Here is a 12,919-nt window from a genome sequence, read left to right on the forward strand (position 1 = left end):
CGCAATTTTATTGCGAACATGCTGCGACGCGAAATTTCGGCTGTGGCCGAGTCCGGGCTCGGCAATGGGGAAACGGGGTGTTAGTCTCGTGTCGGGTTTGGGTGCTTTAGGGGTTTGACCCTGAGAGCAGGAGCATGAAATGGATCAACGTGTATCGCTGATTACGCTTGGCGTTGCGGACCTTGACCGGTCGCGGCGGTTTTACGAAGACGGGCTTGGCTGGAAAGTCACCCAGATGGTCGAGGGGCAGGTGGTTTTCTATCAACTGTCCAACGGCCTTGCGCTTGGACTGTTTGGCCGGGATGACCTGATCAAGGACGGGCAGTTTGATGATGATACCGGTGCCCGTTTTGCCGGTCTGACGATTGCCTATAACACGCGGGACGAGGCCGAAGTCGATGCGGTGATGGCAGAGGCAAGGAAAGCCGGTGCCGTCATTCAGAAACCGGCGGAAAAGGTGTTCTGGGGCGGGTATTCGGGATATTTCCGCGATCCGGACGGGCATGCCTGGGAAGTGGCATATAACCCGTTCTGGGAACTCGATGCCAATGGCAACCTGACGATCCCGCAGCCGGAATGATTTTTGACTGCGCCACTAAAAAAGGCCCTGCTGATAATCAGCAGGGCCTTTTGTTTTTAGTTGGTTTTATCTTTGCGCAGATGGGTCAGGAAATGGATCAGCCCACCGGCCAGCAATCCCCAGAACGCCCCGGCGACCCCGAAAAAGGATAGACCGGCCGCCGTGACAAGGAAGGTTACGGCGGCGGCTTCGCGGGCGTCATCATCCTTGAACGCGGCAACCACCGACCCGGAAAATGCCCCGATCAGGGCAAGGCCTGCGACTGCTTCGATCAGGATCGAGGGGGCGAGACTGACAAAGGCGGTGACAAGCCCGGCCAGCAATCCGAACAGGATGTAAAACACCCCGCCAAAGACCGCGGCCCAATACCGTTTTTTCGGATCGGGATGGGCATCTTCGCCCGCACACAGGGCGGCGATGATCGCGGCAAGGTTGACGGCATGCCCGCCAAAGGGGGCGGCAAGTAACGAGAAAAAGCCGGTGGTGGCAAAAAGCGGGCCGGGCGGGGTATCGTAATTATTGGCGCGCAAAACGGCCGTGCCGGGAATGTTTTGCGATGCCATGGTGACGATAAACAAAGGCAGGGCAATACCGACCAGACCGGCCAATGTGAATTCCGGCATGACGAATTCGACCGGCGGCACGATGGCACCGCCAAGGCTGCCAAGCGTGTTTTCGGGGAATTCGACACCGACCACCATCACAATGATAAAGGCCAGCAAGGCCGCAGGCACGGCAAACAGGCGATTGATCCGCCCGACCACCAGCCAGGCAATGACAATCGGCAGGCCAAGAAGCGGATTGAACGCAACCGCCTTGATAGGTGCCAGACACAGGCCCAGCAACACACCGGCCAGCATGGCATTGGCAAGCGGGGCGGGAATGGCGGCAACCGCACGGCCCAACGGCTTCCAGATGCCGCAGATGATGATCAGGATCGCGCAAACGATAAATGCCCCGACGGCCACGGCAAAACCGCCGTCAATCGCGCCGGATGTTGCCAGCAAGGCCGCGCCGGGGGTGGACCATGCGATGCTGATCGGCATGCGGGTGCGCAGCGACAGATAGATTGAGCACAGACCCATGGCGACCGATAGCGCCATCAGGCCCGATGCCGCCTGATCGGGCGTTGCACCAACGGCACCAAGCCCCTGAAGGACGACGGCAAAGGAACTGGCCGATCCGACAAAGGCGGCAAGAATACCCATGAACAGATTTTGGGGCGAGATATCGCGCAGCATGGTGGCTCCGTCAAACAGGTAAAACGGATGGATGGGAAATGCGGTGGCAGCGCAGTGAATTTAGTGGCATGGCGCGATACAGACCAGAAAAAAAGAAAGCCCCACAGGCATTTGCCGGGGGCTTCTTTGGTAGAAGGTTATTCAGGGCAGGTGACAATAGCGGTAGGGATGGTGGTCAAAGCATATCGCGCTTGGTGTGCGGATTTGCCACCTCATGGGTGCCGATCAGTTTGGCCTGATGCCGGGCAAGGATATCTTTGGCGCGGTTTTCCTTTGTCTCGTCGGGGGTTTGTACCCAAAGCAGCAACCCGCCATGATCCAGCTCGTCCTGCAATTCGCCGGAATATCGTTTGCCGATCATGGCCGCGACCACACCGCCCGCCGCGGCACCAACGCCGCCTGCACCGACAATGGCCGCGATGGTCAGGGCAATCGGGCCACCCGCGGCGATCATGACACCCGCCGCGCCAAAGGCGGCGGCATACATGGGGGCACCGACCAGGACCCCCTCGGCATTGCCAATCGGGGTGGGTGCGGTATAGGCGAGCGGGGGCATGTCGGGATCGTTTTCGATATCCTCGACCTTGCTGTAAATATGACCCAGCTTGTCCTCGATGGTGCGTTCGGTTGCAAGCAGGCTTAGGTCGGAATGTTTGAAACCGGCTTTTTCCAGATCCTCTGCGGTTTTTTGCAGGGCAGGAAGGTCATCAAAAACACCAACGGTTTCGTTTCGGGTCCTGAGGATGGACATTTGTGGCCTCCTTTTTATTGAAAGGCTCCCTTAAGCCACCAACGTGCCGGTGCGGTGATTGGTTCCGAATTTTTCCCGATCCAGTGAAATGCGCCAGAAAAGACAACGGCACCCACTAGGGGTGCCGTTGGTGATCTTTATGGTGCCGATCTTACCGTTCGGTGATCTTGAATTCGATGCGACGGTTGCGGCGATAGGCGATTTCGTCGTCGCGGTTATCAAGCGGCTGATATTCACCAAAGCCCGCAGCAACCAGCCGGTTTGGCGGAACGCCGCGTTCGATCAGGAATTTGACCACCGAAATGGCGCGTGCGGCCGACAGTTCCCAGTTCGATGCGAATTTCAGGTTACGGATCGGAACCTTATCCGTGTGACCATCAACACGCATGACCCAATCGATATCGTCGGGGATTTCGGCCGAAATGGTTTTCAGCGTATCGCCAAGCTTTGCCAGCTGTTCCTGACCTTCTTCGCCAAGATCGGCGGAGCCGGATGTGAACAGGACTTCGGACTGGAAGACAAAGCGGTCGCCCACCACGCGGATATCCTGACGATCGCCCAGAACTTCGCGCAGGCGGCCAAAGAATTCCGAGCGATAACGCTGCAATTCGGCAACCTTGGTGGCAAGGGCGGCATTCAGGCGCTGTCCAAGATTGACGATCTGGGCCTGTTTGTCTTCGTTTTCGCGTTCGGAGACTTCGAGGGCTGCCTGGATTTTCTGAAGCTGCTGGCGCAGGGCCAGCATTTGCTGATTGAGGGCCGCGACCTGTGCCTGTGCCTCGGTGCTGAGCTTTTTCTCGTCTTCAAGTTCGGCTGCGCGCGAGGCCAGCAGGGCGGACAGTTCGGCGATGCGGCTTTCCTGATCGGCCATCTGTTCGTCGGCTTGTTCGCGTGCAGTGCTAAGCTCGGCCTCTTTTTCCTCGAGATTGGCGAGGGCGGCCAGAAGTTTCTTTTCCATCTCGTCAGCGGACAATTCGGCGGCGGAAAGCTGGCTTGCGAGGGCGGCGGCACGGTCGCGCAAATCGTCGCGCTGGTCGCTGGTGTTGGAAAGCTCGGTCGTGAGCTGTGTCAGTTCGAGTTCCATGCGCTGATTGTTGGTGCGTTCGAGCGACAGCAGATTTGTCAGCTCGTTCACCTGTGCGGTGAGGTCGTTCAATGCCTGGTCACGCCCGGAAAGGGCAGCACCCAGATAGACCTGCGCGACGACGAAAATCATCAGCAGGAAAATGATCACCATCAACAGGGTGGCCAAGGCATCAACAAAGCCAGGCCAGGTGTTGACGTCGCGATTTCGGCGGCGTGACAACCCGGTCATGCGATCAACCCTCCTCGGCGATCGCGGCGATGGTACGGGCCAGAAGCTTGATCTCGCTTCTGATTTCCTGGGTCGATTGCTGACGGCCCATTGTCAGTTCCTCGCCAACGCGCGAAAGGGTGTTGTCGAGGGACCGGATATGGGCGCGTGTATTGTCGTCAATGCCGAAGCTGCCGATTTTCATGGAATCGGAAAGCTGATCAAGCACCGGTTTCAGGTGCATCTGGTTTTCCGCCAGCTTGACCATAAGCTGCTGTTCGGCCTTCATCTGATCGGTCAGGGTCGAGAGTTTGTCGGCCAGATCGATCAGGGTGTTATGCGATTTGATCTGCGAGCTTTCGGAGCGCTGGATCGAGTTTTGCAACCCTTCCATATTGTCCGCCATCTGTTCGATCAGGGCCGACAGATAGGCCGGAACCGACTGTTCCCCATCCGAAACCGGACCGCCCGACGACAGGCGGGTGAAGCCTGAAAGCCATTCTTCAAGTTCGTTAAAGAAGCGGTTCTGTGCCTGACCGGCCTGCATGTCGATCAGGCCAAGGGCCAGTGAGCCTGCAAGACCGAAGAGCGAGGACGAAAACGCCGTTCCCATGCCGCCAAGCGGCTCGGCCAGGCCTTCCTTGAGTTCGTTGAACCACAGATCAATATTCTGGCCCGAGCCGACATTGACATCCCCGATCACATTGGCGACCGAGTTGACGGTCTGAAGCAGGCCCCAGAAGGTACCGAGCAGACCAAGGAACACCAGAAGACCAACGACATAGCGCGACAGTTCGCGGCTTTCATCCAGACGGGAACGGATCGAGTCCAGAATGGTGCGGGTTGCCATGGTCGAGAGTTGCGGGCGGTCGCGGCGCTGTTCGGCCATCATGCGTGCCATCGGCAACAGCAGTTTTGGCGGAACCTGCGATGTCAGGCCGGGACGGTTGCGGCGGAAATCTTCGATCCAGGTGACTTCGGCCGACAGGCTTGCGACCATACGGAACGTATAGATCACGCCGACGACAAACACGCCAAGGATCAAACCGTTCAGAACCGCGTTGGCCATGAACGCATCGGACAAAGTCGGAAACAGCAATGCACCGACGGCAGCGATAACGGCGATGAAAATCCCCATCCGCGTCAGATAGCTTCCCGGTTTGGTAACAGCAGGAAGGGTTGCCATGCCGTTGGCCGAATTATTGCTCATGACGGATCAATCCTAGCGTTGAACGGTTTTGATATCGACACGATCCGCCGGGCCGGAAGGAACATTGGCACCCAGCGCACGGACATCGATGCGCGTGGACCGCACACCTTTGTCGATCAGATAGGAACGGACCTGCAGGGCGCGCGAAAGCGACAGGCGGCGTGCCTTGCTGGCGTTATTGGAATCGCCTTCGGCATAGGCCTGAAGCTGGATCCGCATGTTTTCATCACTGCCCATGCTTTTGACGATGCTGTCAAGCTGGCTGCGTGCGGCGTTGTTCAGCTCGAAACTGCCCGAACCGAATGCCAGGCTGTATTCGCCAGCACCGGATGGTGCAGATGCAACCGGGTCCTTGGCGGCTGGTGGTACTGCGGCGGCTTCGGCGGCCGGTTCTGGTGCCGGGGCCGGCGCGACAGGCGTTTCGTTGCTGGAACGCTGTTCAAGCATTTCCTGCGGCGATGTTGTGGTATCGGGTGCGGGGCTTGGTGCCTCTGGCACGTTTGACTTGTCCGGTATAACCGGTTCCGGTGCCGGAGGAGGCGGTGCCTGTCTGGTTTCCTCGGCCGGAAGCGGCGGGGCTTTTGGTGGTTCGATTTCGGCCGGTTTTGTTTCGACTTTCGGTGCTTCGGGAGCCGGTTCGGCCTTCGGTGCCGCAGGGGATTCGGATGCCTGGGCCATTTCGGCGGCAGGAGCCGGGACCTGTGTCGGTGCCGGTTTGCTTAGCGGAACCGGTGCGCTGCCACTGCCTGCTTTTGCGGCTGCCACCGGGGCCGCCGGTTTGGCGCGCGGGGCTGCAGCCGGTTCAGGCCGGTTAAGCGTGATCACCTGATTTGCGCCATCATCATAGGACGGGCTGGTTGTGACACCGGGGACGCCGTAAAATTGCGACCGGGTCGGGATATCGTTGCTGCCGGCACCATCAATGACGACGGTTTCAAATCCGTCACCATATGTCGTGCCGCTGACATCCTGCGCAAAGCGGTCTGCGGCAAGGAATTCCGAATGCGGGCGGGTTTCGGGATAGATCAGATCGCTGCCAGCGATCGAAATATGTTCGCGCGAAACCGAGGGTGAAAGATAATTCGGTACGGTCGGTTGTCCGCCGATACCGTCGGCAACGTCCCAGTTTACCTGTACGCTGTCGTCAACGGATACGGGGGTGTATTGCTGTGCGGATGCACCGCCACTGACAACCGCATTACCGCCCAGTGCTGCCATGAATGCCAGCACCGAAATCTTGGAATACCCCTTCATCAAATCGCAGGCCCCTTGTTACCCTGTGTTTGAACACGTTGTTTTATAACGCACAGTTTTGTGTCGATCTTTTGGCACATTGTTCTTTGTTCATTGTGCCACCCCGATCCAGCCACCCCGATATATGGTTGGCCAGACGGCAAGTACCATAGCTTAGAGCTTGATGATGAACAACCGCTTTGACCTTTGGCAAGGGGCGGGATGCAAAAAGGGCATCCGTGCCAAAGCAGGGATGCCCTTTCAAAAAACGGTAATAAAAGCTGATACTTACTCGGTAACGGCTTTTTTGAGCGTCTTGGCCAGCACGGGCTGGATATAGTCGTTGGCGGCAACGACGCTGCCGGTGCCAAGCATGTTGGTGCCACCTTTGGCATCACGGACATAGCCGCCTGCTTCGGTGATCATCAGAAGGCCCGCAGCGATATCCCACGCATTAAGATGGGATTCCCAGTAACCGTCAAAGCGACCGGCCGCAACATAGGCCAGATCAAGCGATGCGGCACCCATACGGCGCACACCGGCACAACGATCCATGACCGAATGAAGCTGTTTTTCGAACGCGGCGTGATCGCCATGTCCGATATGCGGGACACCGCATGCCAGAACGCATTCATTCAGGCGACGACGGCCCGAAACACGCAGGCGACGGTTATCAAGATAGGCGCCAACGCCTTTTTCGGCCCAGAAGAATTCATCCTTGGCGACATCGTAAATGATGCCGGCAATGATTTCGTCACCCTTTTGCAGGGCCACGGAAATCGCAAAATGCGGAATGCCGTGCAGGAAGTTGGTGGTGCCATCAAGCGGATCGATGATCCAGCGATGCTCCGGATCGGAGCCCTTGATTTCGCCGCCTTCTTCCAGAAGGAAACCATAGCCCGGACGCGCACGTTCAAGTTCTTCGCGCAGGCGTTTTTCGGCGCGGTGATCGGCAGCAGATACGAAATCCGCCGGGCCTTTCATCGACACCTGAAGGTTTTCGACTTCACCGAAGTCGCGTTTAAGTCCATAGGCCGCCTTTTCGACGGCCTTGAACATGACATTGATATTTGCTGAACGACGGGCGGCGCCACGCACGGCTCATCTCCCGGTGTTTGAAAGTAAAAAAGGAAGGCCCAAGGACGAATGTCCTTAGTCTTTTGCACGCTCGAGATAGGTGCATTCGGTCGTGTTCACGACAACGCGCGTACCCGATTCAATATGCGGCGGCACCAGAATGCGAACGCCATTATCAAGAACGGCCGGCTTGAAGGAAGAAGACTGGGTCTGCCCTTTGACAACCGCGTCGGCTTCGACGATCTGGCAGACAACATGTTCGGGCAGGGTAACTGCAAGCGGTTCGCCTTCGAAGGATTCGATGGTGACAACCATGCCGTCCTGAAGGAATACAGCCGGTTCACCGACGAGTTCCGCATTGACTGTGATCTGTTCGAAAGTTTCGCTGTCCATGAAGGTGATCATGTCACCATCGGCAAACAGATAGGTATATTCATTCTGTTCCAGACGAATACGTTCGACGGTTTCCGAGGCACGGAAACGTTCGTTCAGCTTGGTGCCGGTACGAATGTCTTTGAGTTCAACCTGGTTAAACGCACCGCCTTTACCCGGCTTCACAGCCTGGCATTTTACCGCACGCCACAGGGCACCTTTATGTTCGATAAGGTTACCCGGACGGATTTCGTTGCCGTTGATTTTCATGGCACCAACCGTTCTTTCAGATCACAGATTCACGATGTAAGCGGGACACCCGTCCCATTAAAGTCGGGCTTAACTACCAGTTTGGCGAATTTGCTGCAAGCAGATTGATCAGGGTTTGCGTGCATGGCAAACCGTCATTCGCGCATGGCTGGCGCCAAATCCCCGCGGTTAAAAGGGGATAAACCGGGCTGGATTTCAGTCCGAGGCAGCGGCAATCGCGGCCTTGATCGCCTTTGCCCCTGCCTCGGGACCGTCCGGATGGCTCCAGACTCCGCCCGTGACAGCGATGAAATCGGCACCGGCTTCGACGATCGGGCCAAGGTTATCAGCCGTGATGCCGCCAATCGCAACGCAGGGGACGGTTGTAAAGGTCGTCCAGATTTCGATGATTTCCGGGGTGACGCTGGTTTTGGCTTCTTTGGTTTGCGTCGGATAGAACGCGCCAAACGCCACGTAATCAGCCCCTTTTTCACCAAGTTCCATGGCGCGATGGCGGCTGTCATAGCAGGACACGCCGACGATGTGTTCCTCGCCCATGATCGCGCGTGCCTCGGCGTAGCTGGCGTCTTCTTCGCCGACATGAACACCGTCAACACCCGATTTTTTGGCGATGTCGGGGCGGTCATTGAGGATCAGGGGAATGTCGCGGTCTGAGCACAGCGGCAGGATCGCATCAATCGCCTTGCGGATTTCATCATCGGAAACGTCTTTGAGACGAAGCTGCAGACAATCAATCGCACCGGTATCAAGCACGGATTTCAGAAGGTCCGGAAACACGGCCAGATCGATTTTTGGCGGTGTCAGAAGATAAAGGCCGGTTTGGTCGTCTGCGTTCACAATGGTCATTCCTGATCAAAAACTGCGTATCATGTAACGTTTCATCACCCTTTTGGCAATCACCCAGCCAAAAACGCCGAAAGCCGCCGGTCAAGTTCCGTATCGGGCAGATGATCATCACCGGTTTCGTAAATCCGGTCGGGGTCGGGCAGGGCGGTGATGACCCGGCATCCCGACTTTGATCCGAGATTTTCAAGCCGGGCTTTCAGATCATCAGGCAGATCATCATCAAGCAATACCGCATCCAGCCCGGTTTCCATCGCGGCCAGGGCCGATGCGCGGCGCCCGCGACAGTCAAGAATGCCGCGAATGACGGCATCGGGAAATTCGGTTCGTAATCTTCCGATCAGGGTGGCAAACCACTGCGCGCCAAGTGACGCGCCGGCATTTTCCGGCGACAGCAGATTGATCCGCGCATGCCCTGCCACAAGACCAGCGACACGGCAGGCTGATTGGCCGCCTGCCATGCCATGGATGCGAATGAAAAGTTTTGTGGTGTCTTTCATCGGGGCAAAATATCACCGGGTCGGGATTTGCCAAACAGAAAGGGCGACCCGAAGGCCGCCCTGATCCGGATCGATAGCTTCAAGTTCCGATTAAAGGAACTTCGCCATGGCAACGGCGGTATCGGACATACGGTTCGAGAAGCCCCACTCGTTGTCGTACCAAGACAGGATACGGACGAAGTTGCCGCCGATAACCTGGGTCTGGGTGACGTCGAAGGTCGAGCTGTTCGGATTGTGGTTGAAGTCAATCGAGACCAGCGGTGCATCGCAAACGCCAAGAACACCCTTGAGCGGGCCGTTTGCGGCTTCCTTGATCGCGGCATTGATTTCATCAGCCGTGGTGTCGCGACCGGCAACGAAGGTCAGGTCAACCATCGAAACGTTCGGGGTCGGGACGCGGATGGCGGTGCCATCAAGCTTGCCTTTGAGTTCCGGAAGAACCAGACCAACGGCCTTGGCCGCACCGGTCGAGGTCGGGATCATCGAAAGCGAAGCGGCACGGGCGCGGCGCAGATCCTTGTGCAGGCTGTCGACCGTGTTCTGGTCGCCGGTGAAGGCGTGAACGGTGGTCATGAAGCCCTTGGTGATGCCAACGGTCTTGTTCAGAACGTCTGCAACCGGTGCCAGGCAGTTGGTGGTGCAGGATGCGTTCGAAACGATGATGTCGGATGCGCTGAGCGTATCGCTGTTAACACCGTAAACGACGGTTTTGATGTCGCCCTTTGCCGGGGCGGAAATCAGAACGCGCTTGGCACCTGCGGTCAGGTGTTTGCCTGCGCCCGCTTCGTCAAGGAAGATGCCGGTGCATTCGAATGCGATATCGACATTCAGAGCGCCCCACGGCAGGTTCGCCGGATCGCGTTCCGAGCAGACCTTGATCGCCTTGCCGTCGATGACAAGGTCGTTGCCTTCGGCTTTGACGTCATTGGCAAGAACGCCATGAACGGAATCGTATTTCAGAAGATGTGCGTTGGTGGCGACGTCACCCAGGTCGTTGATGGCCACGACTTCAACATCGGTACGGCCGCTTTCAACGATGGCACGCAGAACCAGACGGCCAATACGACCAAAACCATTAATCGCTACGCGAATAGCCATTCATCCCTCCAAAATTATGATGATTGGTACCTGGGGAGTATCAATCACGGCTTGGGGTTCAACCCCATAGAAAAAAGGCCGGATCGGCATATTACCGATCCGGCCCCTTGAATTAAACGAGTTCTTTGGCTGCCTTGACCAGCGCCTCGGCAGTGATGCCGAAATGCTCGTAAAGGACTTCGGCCGGTGCCGAGGCACCAAAGCCGTGCATGCCAATGACTTTGCCGTTGTCGCCAACGTATTTTTCCCAGCCGAACACCGAAAGGGCTTCGATGGCGATGCGCGGTTTGTCGCCAAGGACTTCCTTGCGATATTCCGGCGACTGCGCGTCGAACAGTTCCCAGCTTGGCAGGGAGACGACGGCAGCATTGATGCCATCGGCCTTGAGTTTCGCCTGTGCGTTTACGGCAATTTCGACTTCGGAGCCGGTCGCGATCAGGGTGACCTGACGATCACCGTCGCAATCGGAAATCACGTAACCGCCGCGCGCGACAAGGTTGTCTTCGCGGTATTCGGTGCGCAGGGTCGGCAGGTTCTGACGGGTCAGCGCCATGACGGTCGGGCCGGTTTCATTGGTGATCGCCATTGCCCATGCTTCGGCGGTTTCAACCGCATCGGCCGGGCGGATGACGGTAACGTTCGGCATTGCGCGCAGGGACGCGACATGTTCAACCGGCTGATGGGTCGGGCCGTCTTCGCCAAGACCGATGGAATCATGGGTCATGACATAGACAACGCGCTGGTTCATCAGGGCCGACAGACGGATTGCCGGGCGGCAATAGTCGGTGAAGACCAGGAAGGTACCGCCATAAGGCAGAACGCCGCCATGAAGTGCGAGGCCATTCATGGCCGCAGCCATACCGTGTTCACGGATACCGTAATAGATATAGCCGCCATGATAGCCGCCATCAGCGGTGATCGGGGCCTGAACGCCGGTTTTGGTGTTGTTCGAGCCGGTCAGGTCGGCAGAACCGCCGATCATTTCCGGAATGGCCTTGGTCAGGACTTCAAGAACGTTCTGCGACGATTTGCGGGTTGCGACTTTCGGCAGTTCAGCGGTGATCTGCTTTTTGTAGTCGTTGAACGCGTCGATCCAGTTTTCCGGCAGTTTGCCTTCGACGCGACGCTCGAATTCGTCCTTGAGGGAGGCTTCGAGATTTTCGAAACGCGAACCCCATGCATCGAAATCGGCCTTGCCGCGTGCACCGGCATTGCGCCATGCGTCGAGAATGTCGGCGGGAATGTCGAACGGCTCGGCCGTCCAGCCGAGTTTTTCACGCGCACCGGCAAGTTCGGTTGCGCCAAGCGGCGAACCATGCGTTGCCGAGGTGCCACCCTTGGTCGGGGCGCCAAAACCGATTTCGGTCTTGCAGGCGATCATCGACGGTGTGTTGGTGGTTTTTGCCTTGGCAATGGCGGCTTCGATGGCGACCGGATCGTGGCCGTCAATCTGCTGCACGTCCCAGCCAGCGGCTTCGAAACGTTTTTTGTGATCTTCGGACGTCGACAGCGAGGTCGGGCCATCGATTGAAATGCCGTTATCGTCAAACAGGACGATCAGTTTCGACAGTTTCAGGTGACCGGCCATCGAAATGGCTTCCTGCGAGATGCCTTCCATCAGGCAGCCGTCGCCGGCAATCACGTAAGTGAAGTGATCGACAACGTCATTGCCAAAGCGCGCATTCATGATGCGTTCGCCAAGCGCGAAACCGACCGAGGTTGCAATGCCCTGACCCAGCGGGCCGGTGGTGGTTTCGATACCGGCACCATGGCCGTATTCCGGGTGACCCGCGGTGCGGAAGCCCATCTGACGGAAATTCTTGATCTGATCCAGATCGAAATCTTCGTAACCCGTAAGGTGCAGAAGCGAATAAAGCAGCATCGAACCGTGACCTGCGGACAAGATGAAACGGTCGCGGTCGGGCCAGTTCGGGTGCTTGGGATCAAATTTCAGGAATTTGGTATAAAGAACAGTCGCGACGTCTGCCATGCCCATCGGCATGCCGGGATGTCCGGAGTTGGCTTTTTCGACGGCGTCGGCCGAAAGAAAGCGAATGGCATTGGCCATGCGGTTGTGTTCTGATTGCGTCGTCATTGGATGCGGTTCCTGGGGGTTTCGCGGTCGGGCGATGAAAACACTTTTAATACATGTATTCCATGTTAACGGAATTCGCGCGGAACATGCCCGCACAGGGGGCATCCGTCAACCGCTTCTGTGGAAAAACTGCGCCTGTTGTCCTGATTGCGGTTAACGAAAATGACAAACATGTCATGTGGCGATGGTGCTTGTTGACGCGTCCCGATCTTGACCCCTATGTTGCCAGTCGGTCCTGTGTTCCTTGTATCCTGTTGGTTCAGTGGACGGACCACATATCGTGCAGCATGTCATGGCGGGCTTTTCCATACGATTTTCGGGCATTAATCCCCAAGGCTGATATTTGAAGCCACGG

The 12,919-nt window shown here is 57.4% G+C and carries 12 protein-coding genes; 1 reads left to right on the forward strand and 11 read right to left on the reverse strand.

The genetic code is table 11. The features are described 5' to 3' along the window. The first annotated feature begins 139 nt into the window (after window positions 1-139). Window positions 140-580: a VOC family protein gene (locus J7395_RS13235; protein WP_209221788.1), complete on the forward strand. Its 441-nt coding sequence runs from the start codon at window positions 140-142 to the stop codon at window positions 578-580. 56 nt (window positions 581-636) lie between these two features. On the opposite strand, the gene J7395_RS13240 is transcribed toward J7395_RS13235, so the two are convergent. From J7395_RS13240 to tkt, 11 genes are all read right to left on the reverse strand, one after another. After that, on the reverse strand, window positions 637-1,821 hold the full coding sequence (locus J7395_RS13240; protein WP_209221789.1) for a benzoate/H(+) symporter BenE family transporter: 1,185 nt from the start codon (window positions 1,819-1,821) through the stop codon (window positions 637-639). Between the two features lie 175 nt (window positions 1,822-1,996). Beyond that, window positions 1,997-2,572, reverse strand: a complete 576-nt coding sequence (locus tag J7395_RS13245; protein ID WP_209221790.1) for a hypothetical protein — start codon at window positions 2,570-2,572, stop codon at window positions 1,997-1,999. Window positions 2,573-2,723: 151 nt separating this feature from the next. Beyond that, the gene (locus J7395_RS13250) at window positions 2,724-3,887 is read right to left on the reverse strand and encodes a peptidoglycan -binding protein (protein WP_209221791.1); all 1,164 of its coding nucleotides are present in this window, start codon (window positions 3,885-3,887) and stop codon (window positions 2,724-2,726) included. Window positions 3,888-3,891: 4 nt separating this feature from the next. Next, complete coding sequence (locus J7395_RS13255) at window positions 3,892-5,076, reverse strand: hypothetical protein (RefSeq protein WP_062952509.1); 1,185 nt, start codon at window positions 5,074-5,076, stop codon at window positions 3,892-3,894. 12 nt (window positions 5,077-5,088) lie between these two features. Beyond that, on the reverse strand, window positions 5,089-6,330 hold the full coding sequence (locus tag J7395_RS13260) for an OmpA family protein (RefSeq protein WP_209221792.1): 1,242 nt from the start codon (window positions 6,328-6,330) through the stop codon (window positions 5,089-5,091). Window positions 6,331-6,597: 267 nt separating this feature from the next. Then, on the reverse strand, window positions 6,598-7,407 hold the full coding sequence (locus J7395_RS13265; protein ID WP_197467397.1) for an inositol monophosphatase family protein: 810 nt from the start codon (window positions 7,405-7,407) through the stop codon (window positions 6,598-6,600). A gap of 54 nt (window positions 7,408-7,461) precedes the next feature. Next, window positions 7,462-8,028, reverse strand: coding sequence for an elongation factor P (gene efp, locus J7395_RS13270; RefSeq protein WP_062952511.1), 567 nt, complete (start codon window positions 8,026-8,028; stop codon window positions 7,462-7,464). A gap of 195 nt (window positions 8,029-8,223) precedes the next feature. After that, window positions 8,224-8,874, reverse strand: coding sequence for a thiamine phosphate synthase (gene thiE / locus J7395_RS13275; RefSeq protein ID WP_062952512.1), 651 nt, complete (start codon window positions 8,872-8,874; stop codon window positions 8,224-8,226). A 50-nt stretch (window positions 8,875-8,924) separates the two neighbouring features. Continuing rightward, window positions 8,925-9,371, reverse strand: coding sequence for a hypothetical protein (locus tag J7395_RS13280; RefSeq protein ID WP_209221793.1), 447 nt, complete (start codon window positions 9,369-9,371; stop codon window positions 8,925-8,927). Window positions 9,372-9,461: 90 nt separating this feature from the next. Next, a complete protein-coding gene (gap, locus tag J7395_RS13285; RefSeq protein WP_114124041.1) occupies window positions 9,462-10,469 on the reverse strand; it encodes a type I glyceraldehyde-3-phosphate dehydrogenase in 1,008 nt (335 codons plus the stop codon). A gap of 112 nt (window positions 10,470-10,581) precedes the next feature. Further along, a complete protein-coding gene (gene tkt / locus J7395_RS13290) occupies window positions 10,582-12,564 on the reverse strand; it encodes a transketolase (protein ID WP_062960097.1) in 1,983 nt (660 codons plus the stop codon). Window positions 12,565-12,919: the final 355 nt, after the last annotated feature.

The sequence above is a fragment of the Thalassospira sp. A3_1 genome (assembly GCF_017744215.1).
GTDB lineage: Bacteria > Pseudomonadota > Alphaproteobacteria > Rhodospirillales > Thalassospiraceae > Thalassospira > Thalassospira lucentensis_A.